General features: G+C 70.5%; 21 protein-coding genes. 13 read left to right on the top strand and 8 right to left on the bottom strand.

What is annotated here, in order from left to right; all coding sequences use genetic code 11:
• Positions 1–15: 15 nt before the first annotated feature.
• Genes ACSMXV_RS07515 through ACSMXV_RS07505 form a run of 3 tightly spaced genes read left to right on the top strand, consistent with a single transcriptional unit; the run spans position 16 to position 3,172 of the window.
• On the top strand, positions 16–354 hold the full coding sequence (locus tag ACSMXV_RS07515) for a hypothetical protein (RefSeq protein ID WP_181658044.1): 339 nt from the start codon (positions 16–18) through the stop codon (positions 352–354).
• Complete coding sequence (locus ACSMXV_RS07510) at positions 351–1,964, top strand: sodium/solute symporter (RefSeq protein WP_473176933.1); 1,614 nt, start codon at positions 351–353, stop codon at positions 1,962–1,964. The genes ACSMXV_RS07515 and ACSMXV_RS07510 overlap by 4 nt, the downstream gene beginning before the upstream one ends.
• A complete protein-coding gene (locus ACSMXV_RS07505) occupies positions 1,961–3,172 on the top strand; it encodes a sensor histidine kinase (protein WP_473176932.1) in 1,212 nt (403 codons plus the stop codon). The genes ACSMXV_RS07510 and ACSMXV_RS07505 overlap by 4 nt, the downstream gene beginning before the upstream one ends.
• Before the next feature lie 39 nt (positions 3,173–3,211).
• On the opposite strand, the gene ACSMXV_RS07500 is transcribed toward ACSMXV_RS07505, so the two are convergent.
• Positions 3,212–3,727 (bottom strand): hypothetical protein, encoded by a 516-nt coding sequence (locus tag ACSMXV_RS07500; protein ID WP_473176931.1) that lies wholly within the window; start codon positions 3,725–3,727, stop codon positions 3,212–3,214.
• Between the two features lie 134 nt (positions 3,728–3,861).
• A complete protein-coding gene (locus tag ACSMXV_RS07495; RefSeq protein WP_473176930.1) occupies positions 3,862–4,404 on the bottom strand; it encodes a sigma-70 family RNA polymerase sigma factor in 543 nt (180 codons plus the stop codon).
• Between the two features lie 242 nt (positions 4,405–4,646).
• On the opposite strand from ACSMXV_RS07495, the gene ACSMXV_RS07490 reads away from it, so the two are divergent.
• Positions 4,647–5,843 (top strand): CapA family protein, encoded by a 1,197-nt coding sequence (locus ACSMXV_RS07490; RefSeq protein WP_473176929.1) that lies wholly within the window; start codon positions 4,647–4,649, stop codon positions 5,841–5,843.
• A 9-nt stretch (positions 5,844–5,852) separates the two neighbouring features.
• Here ACSMXV_RS07490 and ACSMXV_RS07485 read toward each other — a convergent pair whose 3' ends face one another.
• Positions 5,853–7,298, bottom strand: coding sequence for an amino acid permease (locus ACSMXV_RS07485; RefSeq protein WP_473176928.1), 1,446 nt, complete (start codon positions 7,296–7,298; stop codon positions 5,853–5,855).
• Between the two features lie 116 nt (positions 7,299–7,414).
• Positions 7,415–7,876, bottom strand: a complete 462-nt coding sequence (locus ACSMXV_RS07480) for a universal stress protein (RefSeq protein ID WP_473176927.1) — start codon at positions 7,874–7,876, stop codon at positions 7,415–7,417.
• A 234-nt stretch (positions 7,877–8,110) separates the two neighbouring features.
• Between ACSMXV_RS07480 and ACSMXV_RS07475 the strand changes: the two genes are divergently transcribed.
• The gene (locus tag ACSMXV_RS07475) at positions 8,111–8,980 is read left to right on the top strand and encodes a polysaccharide deacetylase family protein (protein WP_473176926.1); all 870 of its coding nucleotides are present in this window, start codon (positions 8,111–8,113) and stop codon (positions 8,978–8,980) included.
• An 89-nt stretch (positions 8,981–9,069) separates the two neighbouring features.
• On the opposite strand, the gene ACSMXV_RS07470 is transcribed toward ACSMXV_RS07475, so the two are convergent.
• Positions 9,070–9,741: a class F sortase gene (locus tag ACSMXV_RS07470; RefSeq protein ID WP_473176925.1), complete on the bottom strand. Its 672-nt coding sequence runs from the start codon at positions 9,739–9,741 to the stop codon at positions 9,070–9,072.
• A gap of 382 nt (positions 9,742–10,123) precedes the next feature.
• Here ACSMXV_RS07470 and ACSMXV_RS07465 point away from each other — a divergent pair, with 382 nt between their 5' ends.
• On the top strand, positions 10,124–11,143 hold the full coding sequence (locus ACSMXV_RS07465; RefSeq protein ID WP_473176924.1) for a hypothetical protein: 1,020 nt from the start codon (positions 10,124–10,126) through the stop codon (positions 11,141–11,143).
• A gap of 441 nt (positions 11,144–11,584) precedes the next feature.
• Here ACSMXV_RS07465 and ACSMXV_RS07460 read toward each other — a convergent pair whose 3' ends face one another.
• Positions 11,585–11,815 (bottom strand): hypothetical protein, encoded by a 231-nt coding sequence (locus ACSMXV_RS07460; protein WP_473176923.1) that lies wholly within the window; start codon positions 11,813–11,815, stop codon positions 11,585–11,587.
• Positions 11,816–11,884: 69 nt separating this feature from the next.
• Complete coding sequence (locus tag ACSMXV_RS07455) at positions 11,885–12,649, bottom strand: bestrophin-like domain (protein ID WP_473176922.1); 765 nt, start codon at positions 12,647–12,649, stop codon at positions 11,885–11,887.
• 202 nt (positions 12,650–12,851) lie between these two features.
• Between ACSMXV_RS07455 and ACSMXV_RS07450 the strand changes: the two genes are divergently transcribed.
• The 4 genes from ACSMXV_RS07450 to ACSMXV_RS07435 all read left to right on the top strand — a co-directional run bounded on the left by ACSMXV_RS07450 (position 12,852) and on the right by ACSMXV_RS07435 (position 17,799).
• Positions 12,852–13,145 (top strand): hypothetical protein, encoded by a 294-nt coding sequence (locus ACSMXV_RS07450; RefSeq protein WP_473176921.1) that lies wholly within the window; start codon positions 12,852–12,854, stop codon positions 13,143–13,145.
• A 392-nt stretch (positions 13,146–13,537) separates the two neighbouring features.
• Positions 13,538–14,500, top strand: a complete 963-nt coding sequence (locus tag ACSMXV_RS07445; RefSeq protein WP_473176920.1) for an SCO0930 family lipoprotein — start codon at positions 13,538–13,540, stop codon at positions 14,498–14,500.
• A 354-nt stretch (positions 14,501–14,854) separates the two neighbouring features.
• On the top strand, positions 14,855–15,667 hold the full coding sequence (locus tag ACSMXV_RS07440; protein WP_473176919.1) for an SAM-dependent methyltransferase: 813 nt from the start codon (positions 14,855–14,857) through the stop codon (positions 15,665–15,667).
• Positions 15,664–17,799, top strand: coding sequence for a putative bifunctional diguanylate cyclase/phosphodiesterase (locus ACSMXV_RS07435; protein ID WP_473176918.1), 2,136 nt, complete (start codon positions 15,664–15,666; stop codon positions 17,797–17,799). Before ACSMXV_RS07440 ends, ACSMXV_RS07435 begins: the two co-directional genes overlap by 4 nt.
• 120 nt (positions 17,800–17,919) lie before the next feature.
• Here the strand turns inward: ACSMXV_RS07435 and ACSMXV_RS07430 are convergent, their stop codons facing one another.
• Positions 17,920–18,798 carry a LysR family transcriptional regulator gene (locus ACSMXV_RS07430; RefSeq protein WP_473176917.1) on the bottom strand — a complete coding sequence of 293 codons (879 nt, stop codon included), beginning with the start codon at positions 18,796–18,798 and terminating at the stop codon, positions 17,920–17,922.
• A gap of 131 nt (positions 18,799–18,929) precedes the next feature.
• On the opposite strand from ACSMXV_RS07430, the gene ACSMXV_RS07425 reads away from it, so the two are divergent.
• The 3 genes from ACSMXV_RS07425 to ACSMXV_RS07415 are packed head-to-tail and all read left to right on the top strand — an operon-like array spanning position 18,930 to position 22,295.
• Positions 18,930–19,598: a succinate dehydrogenase gene (locus ACSMXV_RS07425; RefSeq protein ID WP_473176916.1), complete on the top strand. Its 669-nt coding sequence runs from the start codon at positions 18,930–18,932 to the stop codon at positions 19,596–19,598.
• 1 nt (position 19,599) lies between these two features.
• Positions 19,600–21,549: a fumarate reductase/succinate dehydrogenase flavoprotein subunit gene (locus tag ACSMXV_RS07420; protein ID WP_473176915.1), complete on the top strand. Its 1,950-nt coding sequence runs from the start codon at positions 19,600–19,602 to the stop codon at positions 21,547–21,549.
• The gene (locus tag ACSMXV_RS07415; RefSeq protein ID WP_473176914.1) at positions 21,546–22,295 is read left to right on the top strand and encodes a succinate dehydrogenase/fumarate reductase iron-sulfur subunit; all 750 of its coding nucleotides are present in this window, start codon (positions 21,546–21,548) and stop codon (positions 22,293–22,295) included. The genes ACSMXV_RS07420 and ACSMXV_RS07415 overlap by 4 nt, the downstream gene beginning before the upstream one ends.
• Positions 22,296–22,340 lie beyond the last annotated feature (45 nt).

Below are 22,340 nucleotides of genomic sequence, written 5' to 3'. Positions count from 1 at the left end.
CCCCGCCGCGAGGTCGTGACGGGCGAGCCCCGCAGGGTGCACCGGCTGCCTCGGCACCGTACCCAGTGGGAGATCGACGAGCAGACGACGCTCGGCGCGGCCTACGTCCGCTCCCTCATGCGCAGCCAGCTGCGCGCCGGGATCGCCGCGTTCGCCGTGCTCGCCCTGCCCGTCGTCACCCTGCCGCTGTTCTTCGCCGCCCTGCGCAACGCCACCGTCGTCTGGGTGGTCCTCGGCTTCGGCTGCTATCCGCTGCTCGTCCTCATCGCCTGGTGGTACGTGCGGCGGGCCGAGCGCAACGAACGCGACTTCGCCCGCCTCGTCCGCGGCACCGATCCCCCGGGGACGCCGTGAACGAGGCCTATGCGATACCGGCGGTCGCAGCCGTCGTCCTCGTCACCGTCCTCATCGGCGGCTTCGGGCTGCGCATCTCCCGCACGACATCCGACTTCTACGTCGCGTCGCGCACCGTGGGCCCGTCCCTGAACGCGGCCGCGATCAGCGGCGAGTACCTCTCCGCCGCGTCCTTCCTGGGCGTCGCCGGACTGGTCCTGGTGTACGGCCCGGACATGCTCTGGTACCCCGTCGGCTACACCGCCGGGTACCTCGTCCTGCTCGTCTTCGTGGCCGCCCCGCTGCGCCGCTCCGGGGCCTACACCCTGCCCGACTTCGCCGAGGGACGACTCGAGTCGCGTCAGGTGCGCACCGTCGTCAGCGTCCTCGTGGTGGGCGTGGGCTGGCTGTATCTCGTGCCCCAGCTCCAGGGCGCGGGGCTCACGCTGCAGATCCTCACCGGCGCGCCGCGCTGGCTCGGCGGGGCGCTCGTCGCGGCTGTCGTGGTGCTCGCCGTCGCCGCAGGCGGCATGCGCAGCATCACCTTCGTGCAGGCCTTCCAGTACTGGCTCAAGCTCACCGCGCTGCTGGTCCCGGCCTTCTTCCTGCTGCTCGCCTGGCACCGCGACGGCGGTGCGCCGCCCGCGTTCCCGGCGGTACCGGACCTGCCGGCCTCCGGTGCGGGCGCCGGGCAGCCGATCGCCACCAGCCGCGCGGACCACCCGCTGTACGCGACGTACGGCCTGATCGTCGCCACGTTCCTGGGCACCATGGGACTGCCGCATGTCGTGGTGCGCTTCTACACCAGTCCCAACGGGCGCGCCGCCCGCCGCACCACCGTCTTCGTGCTCGCCCTGATCGGGTTCTTCTATCTGCTGCCCCCGCTGTACGGCTGGCTCGGCCGGCTGTACGCGCCCGAGCTCACCCATACCCCGGACGCGGACGCCGCCGTCCTGCTGCTGCCGGGGCGGGCCGTCGGCGGGCTCGGCGGCGACCTGCTGGGCGCGCTCGTCGCGGGCGGGGCGTTCGCGGCGTTCCTGTCGACCGCGTCGGGTCTCACCATGGCCGTGGCGGGGGTGCTCAGCCAGGATGTGCTGCCCGCGCGCGGCGTACGGCACTTCCGGCTGGCGACCGTCCTGGCGATGACCGTGCCGCTCGGCGGGACGCTGCTGGTCAGTGCGGTGCCGGTGGCGGACGCGGTCGGGATGGCGTTCGCGGTGTCCGCGTCCTCGTTCTGCCCGCTGCTCGTGCTCGGCATCTGGTGGCGGCGGCTCACCCCGCCCGGCGCGCTCGCCGGACTGCTCCTCGGCGGCGGCTCGGCCCTCGCCGCGGTGACGCTCACGTTCGCCGAGGTGGTGCGGTCCGGCTGGCTGCACACCCTGCTCGCCTGGCCCGCCGTGTGGTCGGTGCCCGTCGGCTTCCTGGCCATGATCCTGGTCTCCCTCGCGACGCCGGGCAGCATCCCGCCGCACACCAGCGCCACGATGACGCGGCTGCACCTGCCGGAGTCGCTGACCGTCCGCCAGACGGCCGCGGCGGCGGAGGGCGGCAGCACGAGCCCGCCCGGCACCAAGAGCACCCCCAGCGGCCTGAGCTTCCCCGGTAGCACGAGCGCCCGGGAGGGACGGTGACCGGGACCGCAGCCGCCGTGCTGCTCGCGCTCTGCCCACTGCTGCTCGCCGGAGGGTTCCTGCTCGGGCGTCGCACGGCCCATCCCGCCGGGCGCAGCGACGTCGGCTCGCCCGTCGAGCACGCCACCTTCGAGACCCTGCACACCGCGTCACTCGCGGCGCCCCCGCTGCGCGCGGGCCTGACGGAGGACACGGCCCGCAAGTCGGCCCGGCGACTGCGCACGCTGCTGGGCACCGACGCGCTGTGCCTCACCAACCGGTCCACGGTGCTGGCCTGGGACGGCGCCGGCGAACACCACGCAAAGCTGGTCATGGAGCGGCTCGCCGGGCTGCTCCCCACCGGCCGCAGCGCCGCCTTCGACTGCGGATGCGACGACGTCGACTGCCCGCTGCGCTGGGCCGTGGCCGCACCGATCGTCGTGGACCAGCGGGTGCTCGGCGCCCTCGTCGCGTACGCGCCCCGCGACTCCGCCGTACTGGCCAGGGCCGCCGACGAGGTGGCCCGCTGGGTCTCCGTCCAGCTGGAGCTGGCCGAGCTCGACCGGTCCCGCACCCGCGTGATCGAGGCCGAGATCAAGGCGCTGCGCGCACAGATATCGCCGCACTTCATCTTCAACTCGCTCGCGGCCATCGCGTCGTTCGTCCGCACCGACCCCGAACGGGCCCGCGAACTGCTGCTGGAGTTCGCCGACTTCACCCGTTACTCGTTCCGGCGGCACGGCGAGTTCACGACGCTCGCCGACGAGCTGCACTCCATCGACCAGTACCTGGCGCTGGTACGGGCCCGCTTCGGCGAGCGGCTCGCGGTCACGCTGCAGATCGCACCCGAGGTGCTGCCGGTTTCGCTGCCGTTCCTGTGCCTGCAGCCGCTGGTGGAGAACGCCGTCAAGCACGGCCTGGAGGGCGCCGTCACGCGCAGCCGCATCACGATCAGCGCCCAGGACGCGGGGGCGGAGGCGGAGGTCGTCATCGAGGACGACGGGGTCGGCATGGAGCCGGAGGCGCTGCGGCGGATCCTGCGCGGCGAGGGCGGCCCTTCGGCCGGTATCGGGCTGTCGAACGTGGACGAACGGCTGCGTCAGGTCTTCGGCGACGACTACGGGCTTGTCATCGAGACCGGCGTGGGCGCGGGCATGAAGATCACGGTACGGATCCCCAAGTACCGCGCGGGCGTGCACTCGTCACCGCCCGAGCACGACCCGGCGTGAGGGGGATGCCGGAGGGCACGGGAGAGGACACAGGACAGTTCAGAACAGGTGGATCGCCAGATGCCCCAGCGGCAGCCCCAGCTGCCAGGCCGGTGTCCACACCTTGGGCGCGTCGTCCTCGCCGGGGACGGTCCCGCCGCCGGGGACGGCGTCCAGGTCGGGCGCCAGCAACTCGGTCTCCTCGAGCCAGCGCCACGCCGCGACCGCCAGCTCCAGATCGGGCGCGGGGTCGCCGGTCTCCCGCACCTGTGCCGTCAGCCGGTCCATGTGCTCGCGCACCCACTCGTGCCACGGCTGGTCGTGCGCCGTCAGGGACAGCCAGGTCTCCAGCTGGGTGACCACCCGGATACCGGGCAGCTCCCCGCCCGTGTCGGAAAGGAAGATCGTCAGCGCCAGGGCGTCGCGCCCGGCACGGAACTCGAAGGACGTGGGCGGCATGAGATCGCCGGTGCGCAGCAGTTCGTCCGCGATGTACTCGGCGTACAACCAGGCCATCGGCACGGTCAGTTCGCCACCGCCGGTGCCGCCGGCACTGCCCTTGCTTCTGTGCAGCATCCTGTTCTGCCTCCTCCGGTCCATGCGCGTCTCGGGCCCCGAGCCCTCATTCCGGAACACGGATGAGGACAGCCGATTACTCAACCGGGGCTCCGAGCAAGGCGCTTTACAGAGGTTTGACCCGGCCTGCCGTTTCATTGCAGGTCGGTTGCATATTCCGGCAGAACCCGGCGCAGTGCGCGCAGCGCGTAGTACGCACGGGACTTCACAGTACCGGGCGGAATCCCCAGGGCTTCGGCGGCTTCCGCCACACTCGCCCCGCGGAAGTACACCTGCAACAGAACCGCCCGGTGTTCCGGAGTGAGAGTCTTCACAGCCTCCCGCACGTCCAGCGTGGCAGCCGCCCGCTCCGCGTGATCGGCGCACACGCGGGCGTTCTCCAGGACGGCGTCCCCGACCTCGGCGGGCCGGGCCTGCTGGGCCCGGCGCGCGTCGATGGCGAGCCGCCTGCCGACCGTGAACAGCCAGGGGCGTACGGAGTCGTAGTCGTCGGCGCGCAGCGCCTCGGGGTGCTGCCAGGCGCGGACGAACGTCTCCTGCACGAGGTCCTCGGCACGTTGCCGGTCCCCGTCGGAGAGCCTCAGCAGCAGGGCGAAGAGGGGTCCGCCGTGCTCGCGCTGCAGCTCGGCCAGTTCCCGCTCGCCGGTCGTCCTCGTCATTGTGGTCGTGCCGGTCATGGGCGTATGGCAGCGCAGCACGCCGCGTACGGACAGATCACGGACACGGCTCTGCGACGGGCGGTCGATGCGGTCGACGAGCGGTGCGGTGAACGGTCCACCGGTGCGGCCCGGCCGGGCTCATCCGTGGTGTGGGAAGCAGCCCCGTTTCAGGTACTGAGTCGGTATGGGTAATTGACCCTGTTTGCCTCGTACATGAACTTACGTAGGAAACATCCCCTTGAGGTGGAGGCCGGGCCGCGATGACACAGCGCACACGACGCATGTGCCGGGATACGACGGCCGGGGCGGTGCTGCTGATCGGAACCGCCGGGGGCTGCACGGCGGCAGACCCGCCGCCGGACGCGGCTCCGCCGCGCCGGACCCTGCAGCAGCACCCGCTCCCGCCCGCCGCGGGCGCCGGCGGCCGCGCGGAGCACGGCTTCACTCTCGTCGCCTCCGGGGACGTCCTGCCGCATGCCTCCGTCATCCGCCGCGCGCACACCGACGCGGGCGGCACCGGCCACGACTTCCGGCCCATGCTCGCCGCCGTCAGGCCCGTCGTCGCCAAGGCCGACCTCGCGATCTGCCACATGGAGACGGTCTACGGCGCGGACGGCCACTACAGCGGCTACCCCATGTTCAAGTCGCCGCCCGAGGTGGCCGAAGGCCTCGCCGAGACCGGCTACGACGCCTGCTCCACCGCCTCCAACCACACCCTCGACGCCGGCATCGACGGCATCCGCCGCACCCTGGACGCCCTCGACGCGGCGGGCGTCGAGCACGCCGGCTCGGCCCGCACGGCCGCCGAGGCGAAGGGACCGGCATGGCTGCGTGCGGGCACGGCCAAGGTCGCGCACCTCGCGTACACGTACGGAACCAACGGCATCCCGCGGCCCGCAGGCAAGCCGTGGGCCGTCGATCTCATCGACCGCGGCACCATCGTCGCGGGCGCCCGTGCCGCCCGCCGGGCGGGAGCCGACGTGGTGGTGGTCTCGTTGCACTGGGGCACGGAGTGGCAGGACGAGCCCGACCGGCGCCAGCTGTCGCTCGGGCGGCAGCTCACGGCGTCGAAGACCGGCAGTCGCCCGGACATCGACCTGATCCTCGGCACGCACGCGCACATCCCCCAGGCGTACGAGAAGGTCAACGGCACCTGGATCGTCTACGGCATGGGAGACCAGGTCGCCGGCCACATGTACAACCACGGCGGCGCGCACGACCCCCGCGGCAACCAGAGCAGCATCGCCCGCTTCACCTTCGCGCCGCCAGCCCGGCCCGGCGGCCGGTGGACGGTGGACAAGGCCGAGTTCATCCCGCAGTGGTTCGACCCCGACACCGGCCGGGTCGTCCATCTCGGCGCCGCCACGGACCCTGGTCTCGCGGACGTACGCGACCGGATCCGCCGGATCGTCCTCAGCCGAGGGGCGGCCGAGGACGGACTGGTCATGGCGGAGTAGCCCGGTCGGCTACGGCGCCGTACCGCCGCCAGGCACCGGCTCGGCCTTCGCCATCTCCGACTTGCGGTACGAGTACCCGAAGTAGATGACGAGACCGACCGCGAACCACACGGCGAACCGCAACCAGGTCTGCGACTGCAGGAACGTGATCAGCCAGATGGAGAACACGATTCCGAGGGCGGGCACGAAGGGCATCAACGGAGTGCGGAACGTGCGCGGCAGGTCCGGCCTCCGGTAGCGCAGCACGATCACCGCGGTACACACCACCACGAACGCCAGCAGGATCCCGATGTTCGTCAGTTCGGCCGCCTCGCCGATCGGCAGGAACCCGGCGATGGCGGCCGACGCGAAACCGACGATCCATGTCACGCGCGTGGGCACATGCCGCGTCGGATGCGTCTTCGCGAACCACTTGGGCAGCAGCCCGTCGCGGCTCATCGCGAACCACACGCGCGTGACGCCCAGCATGAACGTGAACATCACGGTGAGGATGCCGATGATCGCGCCGACCGCGATGATGTCCGCGAGCCCGGTGAGACCGACCGACTTGAAGGCGGTGGAGAACCCGCTCTCCTTGTCGATCTCCGTGTAGTGCTGCATACCGGTCAGCACGAGGCAGGCCGCCACGTACAGCACCATCGAGATCGCGAGCGAGTAGATGATGGCCTTCGGCATGTGGCGCTGCGCGTCCTTGGACTCCTCGGCGGCGGTCGACATGGCGTCGTACCCGAAGACCGCGAAGAACACCGTCGCCGCACCGGTGAAGGCACCACCGAGCCCGTACGGGAAGAACGGGCTGTAGTTGGCGGTGTTGATATGGAACACCCCGACACCGATCACCAGCAGCACGACCAGCACCTTGAGGACCACCACGGACGTCTCGAACCGTGCGGCGTTCTTGATGCCGAGATTCAGCAGATACGCGATCAGCAGACACAGCAACGCGGCGAACAGATCGACCCGGTGTCCCTCTCCGGTGCCGGGCGCGCCCAGCATCCAGGCCGGAAGGTCCACTCCGGTCTCGCCCAGCAGAAAGCTGAAGTAGCCCGAGATGCCGATCGCGACCACCGCGACGATCGCGGTGTACTCAAGGAGCAGGTCCCAGCCGATGAACCATCCCGCGAGCTCGCCGAGCACCGCATAGCCGTACGTGTACGCCGATCCCGCCCGGGGGATGAGGCCCGCGAACTCCGCGTACGACAGCGCTGCGGCGGCGCTCGCGACACCGGCTACGAGGAAGGACACGAGCACGGCCGGGCCTGCCGTGCCGTTGGCGACCGTGCCCGCGAGCGTGAAGATGCCGGCGCCGATGATGCCGCCCACCCCGATCGCGGTCAGCTGCCACAGGCCCAGCGTGCGAGTGAGTCTCTCGCTCTCGAGGCCCGCGTCGGCCTCCTCGATGTGTTCGATGGGTTTGCGGCGCAGCACGCCCTCACCCATGCGGAACCGAGCCATGAGCCTCACCTCTTCGCGGACGACAGCCGACTGACGGGCCGGTCGGAACGGTCCAGGAGAAGGGGTGACGGAAAGTGCCACGCCCCTCACACGTAGGAGGGGTTCCCGCTTTTCCCTTACGGAACCACCGTCACAGGCCACCGCCCCGCCTTCACCAGACGTACCGCCACGGAACCGATGATGCGGTGACCCGCCTGCTCCGAGGCGCCGACCACCACGGCGTCCGCCTTGAGCTCGTCCGCGGCGCTGACCAGGCCGTTGTACGGGTCTCCGCGGAAGGTATGGAACTCCCAGCGCACCTCGAATATGTCCTTCACCCGCTCGGCGGCCTCGCGGATCTCGGTGATGAGCCCCTCGGCGATCTCGTCGGTCGTCTCCGCCACCGGGACACCGAGCGCGGCGCCCGTGGCCATCACGGGCTGCACATAGACGATGGCGAGAAGCGCTCGCTGCCGGCGGGCCAGACCTGCCGCGTACGCCGCCGCACGCAGCGAGGAGTCGGAGCCGTCGACCCCCGCCACGATCACCTTGGGGCCGTCCGTGCCCCGCTCGAACTGTGTCGGCTGCTGATCGGTCACAGTCGCGAGGCTAGCGGAACTCGCAGGTCGTGGGCCTGGTGCGGGTCAGATGAGGGTCAGCGGCGGCAGCGGCCGCGCTGCCGGCGCGCAGGCGTCGTAGCGCCCGTCCTGCCGGGCGGGCCGGGGGAGGGCGTCCAGCGGCCGGCAGGTGGCGCTGGCCCCAATGAGTGCTCCCGTTCGCCCGTACCGGTACTGATCGGCGGCAGCGGCCGCCGGGCGGGTGACCAATTAGTCATGAATAAGGATCAGATGCTCTCGCGGCGCCGGGCGTTGCTGGCAGGTGCCGTCGCCCTGGCGGCTGCCGGCCAAGCCGGCCTCTTCACCGTGGAGCCGACCGTCATCCGGGGCGCCCCGCGCAAACCCGCCCCCGCCCCGGGAGCGCCGGCGGCGACCGGCGCCGCCGGACCCCCGGCCCGCCGTCCTGTCAAGGCGTCCACCTACCGGCTCCAGCCCCTCACCGGCTACGGCCCGCCACGCAGGGCCCCCCTCCGCACACCGGTGCGGCGGGCGCCGATCCTGCGGCTGTCCGGCATCGGCCGCAGGATGGTGCTCACCTTCGACGACGGCCCCGACCCGCGCTACACGCCCGGAATCCTGAGCACCCTCCGCAAACACGACGTGCGAGCGATGTTCTTCGTCTGCGGCGGGATGGCCGCCGGCAACAAGGATCTGCTGCGCCGGATCGTCGACGACGGGCATGTGATCGGCAACCACACGTGGTCCCACCCGCTGCTCACGTCACTCTCGCGGTCGGGGGTGCGCGACGAGATGGAGAGAACCAGCGATCTCATCGAGGACACGGTGGGCGAGCGGCCGCTCTGGTTCCGCGCTCCTTACGGGGCCTGGAACCGTACGGCCTTCCAACTCGGCGCCGAACTCGGAATGGAGCCCCTCGCCTGGACCGTCGACACCCTCGACTGGACCACCCCGGGCACCGGCACCATCGTCACCCGTGTCATCGACGGCGCGGCGCCCGGCGTGGTCGTGCTCTCGCACGACGCGGGCGGCGACCGTTCCCAGAGCGTCGCGGCGCTGCGGAGTTATCTCCCGGACCTGCTGGACGAGGGCTACCGCATCACCGTGCCGCAGAGAAGGCGCGTCTGAGCGGGTACGAAAGCGGAGCAGTACAGCGGGGCAGGAAGGCGGGGCACAGGGCACAAAAAAGCGGGCTTTCGCCCGCCCGGCCGGAACGTTCAGCGAACTTCGACCAGGCGGGCGAAAACCACGACGTTGCCGTCGTACCCGAACTGCTTGGTGAATCCGCCACCGCAGGTGATCACGCGCAGTTCGGCCTGTCCGGTGTTCCCGTAGACGCGCTGTCCGGGGAAGTTGGTCTTCGAGAACACCTCGACGCCGTAGATCTCGAAAACCGCAGTCTTCTGGTCCGCACGCTTGACCTCGACGCGGTTTCCCTTCTTGAGCGAGCCGAGCCCGTAGAAGACGGCCGGGCCCTTGCTGTTGTCCACGTGGCCGACGATCACGGCGGTTCCCTTCTCGCCGGGGGCCACGGCACCGGTGAACCAACCGGCGAGATTCGAGTCCTCAGGTGGCGGTGCCTGCACCCAGCCTTCGGAGTCGAGCCCCACGGCCGTGACGGGTGCGTCGACATTGATCGCGGGGAGCCGCACCCGCTCCACCATCGAGAACGGCAGCGGATCGCGTGTCCCCTTGGGCAGGGTCGTCCCGGTGGAGGCGCGGCCGTCCGCGGCCGCCGCGGCGGCGGGCTGCGGAGGACCCTCGTTGAATTCCCCTGAGCCATTCCGCATCAAAGCGAGGCCGGTCAGCAGAACAAGCGCGATAACGCCCCACGGCGCGCGCTTCCTCCGTCTCACCTCCTCCTCTTCGGCCAGCTGAAACGAAGGCATTCTCATCCCCTCTTGACACGGCGGCCCTCCTCCAGTGCCTCAAGGCTCTGGGAGGTGCCCCCAGGCACGGCTGGGCCCGCCGCGTCCGTTGCGTGTACGTGAACGTTAAGTCGGCCGCACGCGACCGGCGACCGGGGAAAGGCGAACGGGTGGCGGCGAAAATCTTCTGCGCCATCCGAGTCGCAGTCGGCCGGAAATTTCTGACGGTGCGTGACCTGCGGCAATATCAGGTTGATCGCAATTCCACCGGCGTGTCTCCTCACCAGGACGGACGAGTCTCGAAATGCGGCTCTGAGCTGGGCGTCTGAGGGTCGGTCTGGAGGGCGTTCTTGCCGATCTTCCTGGGGAAGGTTCCCCGGGGCGCCTTCCCCGGAGGACTCACATGCGTACTACACGCGCCCTGGCGGTCTCAGCCGCCGCGGTCGTCGCGCTCGGGCTCGCTGCACCGTCGGCCGTGGCCGGGGACGAACCGAACAACGGCAACGGCTCCCGCAACGGCATCGGTGGCGATGGCCCTGGTGGCAACGGCAACGGCAACGGCAACCGCAACGGCGGTGGCCCTGGTGGCAACGGCGACCGCGACGGCGGTGGCCCTGGTGGCAATGGCAACCGCAACGGCGATGGTTTCGGTGGCAACGGCAATAACGGCTTTGATGGCAACGGGTTCGGCAATAACGGCTTTGGTGGTAACGGAAACGGCTTCGGCCCCAACGGCAATCTCGGCCTGGGCGGCAACGGCAACGGCAGGGACAACGGCCGCGGCGGATTCCCGGGCAACGGGCTCGGCGGTAACGGGTTCCCAGGGTTCCCGGGCAACGGGCTTGGCGGCGACGGGTTCCCAGGGTTCCCGGGCAACGGGCTTGGCGGCGACGGCGGCTTCGGGGACAACATCTCCGTGGCGCCCAGTGTCGTACGGCCGGGCCAGCACAATGTGATCGTCACCGTCCAGGGCAACGTGGCGGGTGTCGCGTGCCAGCTCGCAGGCAGCAGGGTCGAGTCGGGCGCCTTTCAGACCACCCGGCTGCGTCCCGGCAGCGGTAACACCGCGGTTGCCTCCGTCAACATCAACCGGGACGCCAAGCCCGGCCTGTACGGCGTCCGCGCACGGTGCGGGGGCACGACCTTCGATGACAACGGCGAGAACGAGCTCGCTGTCATCGGCCATGGCAACAGGTTCGGTGGCAACGGACTCGGTTTCGGTGGTGACCGCGATGGCAACGGACTCGGGTCCGGTGGTAACCGCGATAACAACGGGCTCCCGGGACCGGTGGCCGGCGGCCTCGGTGGCAGCCTCTCCGGTGCGACCGCCCCCGACATGGCCATCGGCGGCGGACTGGTGGCTGCCTCGGCTGTGATCGGTGGTGTGTTCTGGCTGCGCCGACGGGCCGAGAAGAGAGGCTGACGGCCGGCGCAGCCCCATGGAGAAAGACCGCACACGACAGCCCTTCACCCCGGCCGGTACCCGATGAGGTCCGGACCCGGGGCGAAGGGCTGTTCGGGCTGTTCGGCGAGAGGCCCTCGGGCGCGTCGTCACGCGCGTTGCCGCGTGCGCGGCGGTGCAGGCGGTGAGCACGGTTATGCCCTGGTGGGTTATGCCGTGCGGGGCGGCCGAGGCCACGCGTATCGCATGCAAGGTGGTTCCTCCGGTCCTCGAGGAGCAGCCGCGGACCGTCGTCCGCTCGATGACGAAATGCACCTCGATGCCGGAAACGCTAGGGAGGGCCGGGAGTTGGCGCGATCGGGGTCGGCCATACGGGGCAACCTTGTGGGCCGTACGGGGGATGTGGCGCGTACGGGAGGGGGACATGGGCGGCGTGTCGAGTCTGGGCGCGGGCGTGAACGGTCAGGGCGCCGTCGCCTCGTCGGCGCGCCAGACGTGCGGCCGGCCGCCCCGCCACTCGACGAGATGCGGGTCGTCGAGCGCCATGTCGGCCTCGCTCAGCCCCACCCGCCGCAGAAGCCCGACCAGCTCCCGGTCGCTGTGCGCGATGCCCACGGCGTGCCCCCGCACGCTGACCTGGCGCCCGCCCCCGGCGGCGGGCGGGTGCACGACGATGGGTGCTTTCCAGGCCATACCACCAGAGTGCGCCGGTGCCCGGCCCGGCGCACAGCCGTGCCCGGCGCACTGTCGTGTCGGCCTCGCTCAGCTCCCGACGTGGGGGAACAGCGCGTGGAAGGGCTCCGCCGTGGCCGGGATGCCACGGCCGTAGGGGGCGTCGAAGTCCCAGATCAGGAAGAGCAGGAAGGCGATCAGGGCGGAGAAGAGGCCCGCGAGGATCAGTTCGCGCGGTGAGCGGCGGATCTGGAGGGCGAAGACCATGCCGATGGTCACGACTCCGCCGGTGATCAGGCCGAACCACACGACGCCGGGCATCGTGGCGCCGGCGGAGTCGGCGCGCGCGCCCCGCGCGTTGTCGGCGGCGGTGACCTGGTCGAGCAGCGGCTGATAGGCCTGCGCCTCGAAGTCGTTCGCGGGTTCGTGGTCGGTGACATCGTGGCGGAGGCGGTCGAGGAGTGCGGTGCCCCGGGCGGTGAGCTCTCCGCTGCCGGCCATCGTGTCCCACTCGGTGGTCACGACATGGCCGACATACGCGTCGACGTCGGCGCGGATCCGGTCGCGGACATCGTCCGGATAGACGCGGACGCGCTCGGAGATCTCGTGCAGCGCCTGGGCCTCGGCGCGGACATGGTCCTGGGCGGCGCCGCGGGCCTCCCAGACACCGGCGATGGCGAGGCCCAGCACGATGGCGTAGACGACGCCGATCATCATGGTGATGTACTCGATGACATCCGGTGTCTCGGACGGATCGTCGTCATCCCCGATCCGGCGGTGCCGGATGACCGTGATGATGAGGACGACGGAGCACGCGGCCGCCATCGCGAGGGCGAGAACAAGCCATTCCGGCATAGGAGGACCTCCAGCGGATCAGCGAGGCCGCAGCGCGGCCACGGCGAGCACCGCGGGCGCGGTGACGAGCAGGGTCAGGGACACCAGCGACGGGCCGCTCCGGGGCTGCTGCTGTTGCACCTGAGGGCGGCGGTACGGCGGAAAATGCACCTGTGACGGGGTGGGGGACGGTGACGGCTCTGGGCGGACGCTGGGCGGTGACGTGACCGGAGGCCTGGGAGCCGGAGCCGGCGCCGGAGGACGTGGTGACGGCGGCGGTGGCGCCGGGGCCGTGGGCTCCGGGCTGGGCGGAGACGGCGGCGCCGGAGTCGGCGTGGCGGTCGGTGTCGGCGTGGGCGGCTCGGGAGACGGGGAGCAGGTCGGCGGAGGGGGCGGCGGGGTGGGCGGAGGCGGGGGTTCCGGCGGGCTTGGCGTCGGGCTCTCCGGGCAGTCGACGTCGTCCCCGGCGAGCGCCACCACGCCGCCGCCCTGCCCGCCGCCGTCCCCGCCGACGTAGGCGTACGCACAGGCATCGGCCGGCATCGCGGCCACCGCCACCACCGTCGAGGAGCCCAACAACAGGGCGAGCGTGCCCAGAGTGCACAGCGCCAGCCCGCTTACGAGACGGGCGGACCGCGCCCAGAGTGATCCGTACACGGCGGAGAGCATGATCGGCCTTCGGGCCAGGTACGCCGATGCGGGCGCCGATTGGCCCGAACGTGGGGAATGGGTGCCACAAGGTTTGCCGCCGGCCGCTGACGAATTCGCCTGCTGCGACCGGCAGGGGCGGGCCACTGCCGGCAGATTTTTCGGAGCCGGTTGAACACATCCGCCACCTCCGCCCGTACCTAGGGCCATGCGCGGCGCATCCCGGCGTCGCAACACGCGAACAGACAACGGGAGTTGGCAATGAATACCTGGCGGAGCGCCTCGCTCGTAGCGACAGCTGCGGCCGTGCTGGCGCTGACGACGGCGTGCGGTCAGGAGAAGGGCGATCAGGCACCCGCCGGGGCCGTGGGCGCCGCGGCCCCGGCGGCCGAGGGCGGATACGGCTCGAGTGACGGCTACGGGTCCGGCGCGGGCGCCAAGGACGAGCAGGCGTCGCAGAGCAAGGCGCAGGAGGCCGGCCGACTTGCCGTCTGGGACAGCAAGAAGCTCGGCGAGGTCGTCACCGACAGCGCGGGATTCACTCTCTACCGGTTCGACCAGGACACCGCCGAGCCGCCCAAGTCGGCCTGTGACGGCGACTGTGCGACCGCGTGGCCCCCCGTGCCGGCCTCGGGTGCCACGGCCCCGCCCGGTGTCGACGAGTCACTTCTGGGCGAGGTGACCCGCAGCGACGGCACCAAGCAGCTGACGATCGACGGCTGGCCGATGTACCGGTACGCCAAGGACACCAAGCCCGGTGAGGCCAAGGGCCAGGGGGTCGGCGGCACATGGTTCGCCTCCGCGCCCGACGGCAAGAAGGCGTCCGCGGAGGGCAGCGGAGCCGGGGCCGGCGCCGCCGATCTGCCTGGCATGTCCACCCGTGAGGACCCGGAGCTCGGCGAGATCGTGGTCGACAAGAACGGCATGACGGTCTACCGGTTCATGAAGGACTCGGCCTGGCCGATGAAGACCGCCTGTACCGGCGCGTGCCTCGAGAAGTGGCCCGTCGTCGAGCCGGTCGCCAAGGACGACACCAAGGGGATTCTGAAGAAGGGCTTCGTCACCTTCAACCGGCCCGACGGTCTCGAGCAGCAGACCATCGACTGCTGGCCGCTGTACACCTTCTCCGGCGACAAGCAGCCGGGAGACACCAACGGTCAGGGCGTGGGCGGCACGTGGTACGCCGTGTCGCCCGAGGGAAAGCCGGTCGGCGTGTCCAAGTAGGTCACCGAGAAACAAGGGAGTTGGACGCCACAAGGAGATCAGCGCGGCACGCCCGGCCTGCCGGTCCGTTCCTTCCGCACCGCACGGAGGGAACGGGCCGGCTCTTTTTGCCGTTCTCCGGAGCGCTCTCCGGCGTACCCTCGCTCTCGGAGTCTCCGGAGCCCTCCGTATCTCCACCGGATCGCTTGAGATCCGTTCGGAATGCTTCGGGATGTTTTCGGGTGACATTCCGTCGGCACTTGCCCGAGTCAGTGTCCGAGAACGGATCGGCAATTTCCGTTTTGACTCGCCGAGTTGGCGGGCGATCAGTAGCCTCAGCTCGAACACCGGATCGCCAACGCCTTGGAGACTTAGATGGAGCGTCCCGCCTGGGCCCCGCAGGGCATCGACATTTCGGTGCCGAGTGTGTCCCGCATCTACGACTACTACTTGGGCGGTTCGCACAACTTCGAGGTCGACCGGGAAGCGGCACGCAAGGCGATGGAGTTCATGCCGGGACTCCCCAAGATCATGCAGGCGAATCGTGCCTTCATGCGCCGGGCCGTGCGTTACGCCGTCGAGCAGGGCATCACTCAGTTCCTCGACATAGGCTCCGGCATACCCACCTTCGGCAATGTGCACGAGGTCGCCCAGAACGCCTGCCCGGGCGCACGCGTCGTGTACGTCGACCACGACCCCGTCGCCGTCGCGCACAGCCGGGCCGTCCTCGAGGGCAACGAGAACGCGGGCATCGTCGCCGCCGACCTGCGCAAGCCCCAGGACATCCTGGCCGGTTCGGAGGTGAACCGGCTCCTCGAACTGGAACGTCCGGTGGCGCTGCTGCTCGTCGCGGTGCTGCACTTCCTGGAGGACGCCGACGAGCCGTACCGTGCGGTCGCCGAACTGCGGGACGCCCTCGCACCCGGCAGCCTCCTCGTCGCCACGCACGCCTCGTACGAAGGCATTCCGCTCCGGCCCGAGCAGGCGGGCGGTGCCGTCGGCGTCTACAAGGACATCCGCAATCCGCTGATCATGCGCTCGCGTGACGAGATCGCGCGGTTCTTCGAGGGATTCGACATGGTGGAACCGGGGCTCGTGGACATGCCTCTCTGGCGGCCCGACACCTCGCCCGAGGACGAGGATCCCTACGCCTTCTCAGGGTTCGCCGGCGTGGGGCGTATCGCGTGACCGGGACGCCCGACGGACCGGAGGACAGACTGCGCCGGTTCGCGACGATCTGGAGCCGGGCGATCTTCCCGGTGACGGCGACGTCGCTGACCCGGCCGGAGTTCGAGCAGCAGCTGCTGCCGCTCGCCCGCCGGCTGCGCGATGCACTGCGGGCCCGCACCTTCGACGCGGCGGCCGGAAAGGCCGTGGGCGCGAGGCTCGTCGACACGCACTGCACGGAACCCGAGGCGCTGAGCCGCACGCTCGACGTCGTGGACGCCTATCTAGTGCTGTACTGCGGCACGGAAGGCGCCCAGGAGGAGCAGCGGGTGCGCTCGGCACGGCTGCAGCATGCCGCCGCAGCCGGCTTCGCCCAGGCGCTGCGCGAGCGCACCCTCACCGAGCAGGAGGCCATCTACCGGGCCGCCCTCGAGGCCCGCGCCGCCGTCGCGGCGGCGCTGCACAACAGCGAGGCACGCTTCCGCGCGGTGTTCCAGGAAGCCGCCATAGGAGTCGGGATCGCCGACCTCGACGGCTCGATCCTGGAGGTCAACGATGCGCTGATCCGCATGTTCGGCATCTCCGGGCAGGCGATGCGCGGCTACAACGTCATGGACTGGCACCATCCCGAAGACGCCCCGCAGGTATGGCGGCTCTACGACGAACTGGTGCGCGGTGAGCGTGACCACTACCGCGTGGAGAAGCCCTTCAGCCGCCCCGACGGCACCGTCCTGTGGACCAACCTGACGGTCTCGCTGCTGCGCGACGCCGAGGGCAGGCCCCAGTACCAGCTCGCGCTCATGGAGGACACCACCGAGCGCCGGCTGCTCAATCTGAGGCTGCGCTACGAGGCCACGCACGACGCGCTGACCGGCCTGCCCAACCGCACCCTGTTCTTCGAACGCCTGGAGAAGGCGCTGTCCGCGGGCGAAGGGCAGCGCTTCGGGCTCTGCTACCTCGACCTGGACGGCTTCAAGACCATCAACGACAGCCTCGGACACGCGGCCGGCGACCGGCTCCTCGTCGAGGTCGCCGACCGGCTGGGGGCCTGCGCCACCGCGCCGGGCGAGATGGTCGCACGGCTCGGCGGCGACGAGTTCGTGGCGCTCACCACGGGACCGGGCACCCAGGCCGAGGTGGAGGAGCTCGCCGCACGCATCATGAACGCCCTGGCCGCCCCGATCAGCGTCGACGGCCGTGAGCTCACGGTGCGCGGCAGCATGGGCGTCGTCGAGGGGCCGGCGGGCGAGCGCGGCTCCGCGGAGGTGCTGCGCAGCGCCGACATCACGATGTACCGGGCCAAGGCCGCGGGCGGCAACCGCTACGAGACGGCCGACGCGGAGGCCGAGGCGCTGGCCATCACCCGGCACGGGCTCACCACGGCGCTGCCCTCGGCCCTGGACCGGGGCGAGTTCTTCATCGAGTACCAGCCGCTCGTGCACCTCGGCGACGGCAGTGTGCGCGGCGCGGAGGCGCTGGTGCGCTGGCTGCATCCGCAGCACGGTGTGCTCGGCCCGGACCGGTTCATCCCGCTCGCCGAGCACACCGGGTTGATCGTTCCGCTGGGCCGCTGGGTGCTGGAGCAGTCCGTGAAGCAGGCCCGCCGCTGGCAGGAGCGGCACGCCGACGCGGGACCGCTGCGGATCAACGTGAACCTCTCGCCGTGCCAGCTCACCCACCCGGGACTGGTGTCCGACACCGTCGCCATACTGGAGGCCGCCGGACTCGCAGCGAACGCGCTCTGCCTGGAGGTGACCGAGTCCGCGCTGATCGGCGCCGACGACGATCTGCTCAAGCCGCTGCGGCGGCTCGCCGAGATGGGCGTCGACATCGCGCTCGACGACTTCGGCACGGGCTACTCGAACCTGGCCAATCTGCGCCGCCTGCCCGTGAGCGTTCTGAAGCTCGACCGGTCCTTCACCCAGAGCATGCAGCGGTTCCCTGCCGACCCGGTCGACCTGAAGATCGTCGAAGGCATCGTCGCACTCGCCCACAGCCTGAACCTCACCGTCACGGTCGAGGGCGTCGAGACGGGCGCTCAGGCGGAACAGCTCCGCATCCTGGGCTGCGACACGGCTCAGGGCTGGTACTACGCCCGGCCGGGTCCGCCGGACCGGCTGCACGAGTTGGCGCTTGTGGACGCGGCGAGCTGAGCGTTGTACGCCGGGGCGCCGTACGGGTTGGGTTGTGCCCACCCTCCCCCAAGCTCTCGGCTTCGCGGACCCCCATCGCCCTGCGGAACGCCTGCCCACAGCTGGTGGCGGGCCCTGCGGTCACAGCAGAAGCATCCGCTGCAGCTCCCGAGCCGCCCGAGGCGGAGCCACATCGCTGCGATGCGCCAACGCGATCGTGCGATGCAGTCCCGGCCGGGCCAGCGGTGTCACCCGAAGCCCCCGCCCGGACCGCTCGGCAACCATGTGGGGCACGACAGCGACCCCCAAGCCTGCCCGCACGAAGCCCAGCACCGCATCCATCTCCCCGCCCTCGACCGCGAAGTCCGGCTCGAACCCTTCGGCCCGGCAGGCAGCGACCGTCAGCTCCCGCAGGTCGTACCCGTGCCGGAACATGACGAGCCGCTCACCCTCGAGATCGGCGATCCGCACCCGCCCTCCCCGCCCGGGCGCGGGCGCGTCCGGTGACGACACCACGACGAGATCCTCGCGCAGGACCTCCACCGTCGTCAGCGCGGGCGACGGCGTGGGCAGCGGCAGCACGATCAGCGCCAGGTCCAGCGCGCCGCGCGCGAGTTCCCGTACGAGGTCGTGGGAGCCGCTCTCCTCGATCATCAGCCGGATCCCGGGATACCGCTCGTGGTACTCGCGCAGCACGTCCGGCAGCAGGCCCGTGCACAGGCTGGGTGTCGCTCCCAGCCGCAGCCGGCCGCGCCGCAGCTGGGCCAGCTCCTGGACCTCCTGCCGGGCGGTGTCCGCGTCCGCGAGGATCCGGCGCGCGAGCGGCAGCAGCGCCTCGCCGGCGTCGGTGAGGGAGATGTTGCCCCGCGCCCGCAGGAACAGATCCGCCCCCAACTCCCGCTCCAGCGCCCTGATCTGCTGGGACAGCGACGGCTGTGCGACATGCACGAGCTCGGCGGCCCGGGTGAAGTGCCGGGTCTCCGCCACCGCGACGAAGTACTGGAGCTGCTGGAACTGCATACCGTCCACGATACGCCTGCATAGGCACTGCCTATGGAAATGAGCCGCACCATGTCTTGGACCGATCGGGCCCTTCGGCCCTAGCGTGCTGACTCATGGCTCTGGCAACGCGGACGGACCGACGGCCGTCCATGACGCGCACCATCTGGGACTCGTCCGTCGGCAAGAAGACAGTGATGGCCGTGAGCGGCCTGATCATGCTGCTCTACCTGGTCGTCCACATGCTGGGCAACCTCAAGATCTTCTTTGGGTCGGGCGAGTTCAACCACTACGCCCACTGGCTCCGCACCATCGGCGAGCCGTTCCTGCACTACGAGTGGGCGCTGTGGATCATCCGCGTCGTTCTGCTCGCCGCCGTCGTCGCCCACGCCACGTCCGCGTACCAGCTGAGCCGCCGTGACATCAAGGCGCGCCCGAGCAAGTACGTCCACAAGCGGCCGCGCGCGAGCTATGCGACGCGCACCATGCGCTGGGGCGGCATCATCCTCGGTCTGTTCATCGTCTGGCACATCCTCGACCTGACGACGGGCACCGTGCACCCGGGCTTCGAGTCCGGACGCCCGTACCAGAACGTCGTGGACACCTTCTCCACCTGGTACGGCAACCTCATCTACATCGTCGCGATGCTCGCCCTCGGCCTGCACATCCGGCACGGCTTCTGGAGCGCCGCGCAGACGCTCGGCGCGGGCAGCCGCACCCGCGACCGTGCCCTCAAGACCATCGCCAACGTCCTCGCGCTGGTGCTGACGGTGGGCTTCATCTCCGTACCCGTCGGCGTCATGACCGGATTGGTGAGCTGACATGAGTTCCTACAGCGAGTACGCGACCGGGGAACCGGTCGTCGACACCAAGGCCCCCAAGGGCCCCGTCAACGAGCGGTGGGACACCCGCCGCTTCGAGGCCAAGCTGGTCAACCCGGCCAACCGGCGCAAGCACACGATCATCGTCGTCGGCACCGGCCTCGCGGGCGGTTCGGCGGGCGCCACGCTCGCCGAACAGGGCTACCACGTCGTGCAGTTCTGCTTCCAGGACTCCCCGCGCCGCGCCCACTCGGTCGCCGCGCAGGGCGGCATCAACGCGGCGAAGAACTACCGCAACGACGGCGACTCCATCCACCGCCTCTTCTACGACACGGTCAAGGGCGGCGACTTCCGCGCCCGCGAGTCCAACGTCCACCGGCTCGCGCAGATCTCCGTCGAGATCATCGACCAGTGCGTCGCCCAGGGTGTGCCGTTCGCCCGCGAGTACGGCGGTCTGCTCGACAACCGCTCCTTCGGCGGCGTCCAGGTCTCCCGTACCTTCTACGCCCGCGGCCAGACGGGACAGCAGCTCCTGCTCGGCGCCTACCAGGCGCTGTCGCGGCAGGTCGCGGCCGGCAACATCGAGCTGCACCCGCGCACCGAGATGCTCGACCTGGTCATCGTGGACGGCAAGGCCCGCGGCATCGTCGCCCGCGACCTGGTCACCGGGAAGATCGACACCTACTTCGCGGACGCTGTGGTGCTCGCGTCGGGTGGCTACGGCAATGTCTTCTACCTGTCGACGAACGCGATGAACTCCAACGCGACCGCGATCTGGCGGGCGCACCGCAAGGGCGCGTACTTCGCCAACCCCTGCTTCACGCAGATCCACCCGACCTGCATCCCGCGCACCGGCGACCACCAGTCGAAGCTGACGCTGATGAGCGAGTCGCTGCGCAACGACGGCCGCATCTGGGTGCCGAAGGCCAAGGGCGACGACCGGCCGCCGAACCAGATCCCCGAGGATGAGCGCGACTACTACCTGGAGCGCATCTACCCGTCCTTCGGCAACCTCGTGCCCCGCGACATCGCCTCGCGCGCCGCGAAGAACGTGTGCGACGAGGGCCGCGGCGTCGGTCCCGGCGGCCAGGGCGTGTACCTGGACTTCGCCGAGGCCATCCAGCGCATGGGCCGCAAGGCCGTCGAGGCGAAGTACGGCAACCTCTTCGACATGTACCAGCGGATCACCGACGAGGATCCGTACGAGGTGCCGATGCGCATCTATCCCGCCGTGCACTACACGATGGGCGGCCTGTGGGTCGACTACGACCTGCAGACCACGGTCCCCGGCCTGTTCGCGATCGGCGAGGCCAACTTCTCCGACCACGGCGCCAACCGCCTCGGCGCGTCCGCGCTGATGCAGGGCCTGGCCGACGGCTACTTCGTACTGCCGTCCACCATCAACGACTACCTCGCCCGCAATCCGCACAAGGACGAGGTCGACGCCACGCACCCCGCGGCCGTCGAGGCCGTCCGCGAGACCGAGGACCGGCTGGCGAAGCTGCTCGCCGTCGACGGCGACCGCACCCCCGACTCCTTCCACCGTGAGATCGGCGAGCTCATGTGGGAGTTCTGCGGCATGGCCCGTACCGAGGAGGGCCTGCACAAGGCGCTCGAGCGGATCCCCGAGATCCGCGAGGAGTTCTGGCGCCGCATCAAGGTGCCGGGCACCGGCGAGGAGTTCAACCAGTCGCTGGAGAAGGCCAACCGCATCGTCGACTACCTCGAGCTCGCCGAGCTCATGTGCCTCGACGCGCTGCACCGGGCCGAGTCCTGCGGCGGCCACTTCCGCGAGGAGTCCCAGACCCCGGACGGCGAGGCCGCCCGCAAGGACGACGAGTTCTCCTACGCGGCCGCCTGGGAGTTCACCGGTACGGGCGCGGCTCCCACTCTGCACAAGGAAGACCTGGTCTTCGAGTACGTCCACCCCACTCAGCGGAGCTACGCATGAAGCTCACCCTGCGCGTCTGGCGGCAGAAGAACGCCGACGCCGACGGCGCCATGTCCACGTACGAGGTGGACGGAATCTCCTCCGACATGTCCTTCCTGGAGATGCTCGACACGCTCAACGAGGAGCTCATCCTCAAGGGCGAGGACCCCGTCGCCTTCGACCACGACTGCCGTGAGGGCATCTGCGGCGCGTGCTCGCTCGTCATCAACGGCGACGCGCACGGGCCGGAGCGCACCACCACCTGCCAGCTCCACATGCGGTCCTTCAAGGACGGCGACACGATCGACATCGAGCCGTGGCGCGCCTCGGCCTTCCCGGTCGTCAAGGACCTGGTGGTGGACCGGTCGGCGTTCGACCGGATCATCCAGGCGGGCGGCTACATCACCGCGCCGACCGGTACCGCGCCCGAGGCGCACGCCACGCCCGTGCCCAAGCCGGACGCCGACTTCGCGTTCGAGCACGCCGAGTGCATCGGCTGCGGCGCGTGCGTCGCGGCCTGCCCGAACGGTGCGGCGATGCTCTTCACCTCGGCCAAGATCAACCACCTCAACGTCCTGCCGCAGGGCGCGCCCGAGCGCGAGTCCCGCGTGCTGGACATGGTGGCCCAGATGGACGACGAGGGCTTCGGCGGCTGCACCCTCACCGGAGAGTGCGCCACCGCATGCCCGAAGGGCATCCCGCTGATGTCCATCACGAGTATGAACAAGGAGTGGCTGCGCGCGACCCGTAAGGCGGGCAAGCGGTAGTCGTTAGTCGTTCGCCCACCAAGGGGTGGACGGGCGGGACCGGGG

This window comes from Streptomyces sp. DSM 42067 (assembly GCF_055792885.1).
Note: the sequence above shows the minus strand (reverse complement) of the source record. Positions and strands in the feature narration are given on the sequence as shown.

Bases quoted from the DNA above. Each gene is read 5' to 3' on its own strand.
- ACSMXV_RS07420 (WP_473176915.1), top strand. From the start codon at position 19,600: ATGAGTTCCTACAGCGAGTACGCGACCGGGGAACCGGTCGTCGACACC.
- ACSMXV_RS07500 (WP_473176931.1), bottom strand. From the start codon at position 3,727: ATGCTGCACAGAAGCAAGGGCAGTGCCGGCGGCACCGGCGGTGGCGAA.
- ACSMXV_RS07470 (WP_473176925.1), bottom strand. From the start codon at position 9,741: ATGCCTTCGTTTCAGCTGGCCGAAGAGGAGGAGGTGAGACGGAGGAAG.
- ACSMXV_RS07465 (WP_473176924.1), top strand. From the start codon at position 10,124: ATGCGTACTACACGCGCCCTGGCGGTCTCAGCCGCCGCGGTCGTCGCG.
- ACSMXV_RS07440 (WP_473176919.1), top strand. From the start codon at position 14,855: ATGGAGCGTCCCGCCTGGGCCCCGCAGGGCATCGACATTTCGGTGCCG.
- ACSMXV_RS07425 (WP_473176916.1), top strand. From the start codon at position 18,930: ATGACGCGCACCATCTGGGACTCGTCCGTCGGCAAGAAGACAGTGATG.
- ACSMXV_RS07430 (WP_473176917.1), bottom strand. From the start codon at position 18,798: ATGCAGTTCCAGCAGCTCCAGTACTTCGTCGCGGTGGCGGAGACCCGG.
- ACSMXV_RS07485 (WP_473176928.1), bottom strand. From the start codon at position 7,298: ATGGCTCGGTTCCGCATGGGTGAGGGCGTGCTGCGCCGCAAACCCATC.
- ACSMXV_RS07495 (WP_473176930.1), bottom strand. From the start codon at position 4,404: ATGACCGGCACGACCACAATGACGAGGACGACCGGCGAGCGGGAACTG.
- ACSMXV_RS07445 (WP_473176920.1), top strand. From the start codon at position 13,538: ATGAATACCTGGCGGAGCGCCTCGCTCGTAGCGACAGCTGCGGCCGTG.
- ACSMXV_RS07490 (WP_473176929.1), top strand. From the start codon at position 4,647: ATGACACAGCGCACACGACGCATGTGCCGGGATACGACGGCCGGGGCG.
- ACSMXV_RS07455 (WP_473176922.1), bottom strand. From the start codon at position 12,649: ATGCCGGAATGGCTTGTTCTCGCCCTCGCGATGGCGGCCGCGTGCTCC.
- ACSMXV_RS07460 (WP_473176923.1), bottom strand. From the start codon at position 11,815: ATGGCCTGGAAAGCACCCATCGTCGTGCACCCGCCCGCCGCCGGGGGC.
- ACSMXV_RS07475 (WP_473176926.1), top strand. From the start codon at position 8,111: ATGAATAAGGATCAGATGCTCTCGCGGCGCCGGGCGTTGCTGGCAGGT.
- ACSMXV_RS07415 (WP_473176914.1), top strand. From the start codon at position 21,546: ATGAAGCTCACCCTGCGCGTCTGGCGGCAGAAGAACGCCGACGCCGAC.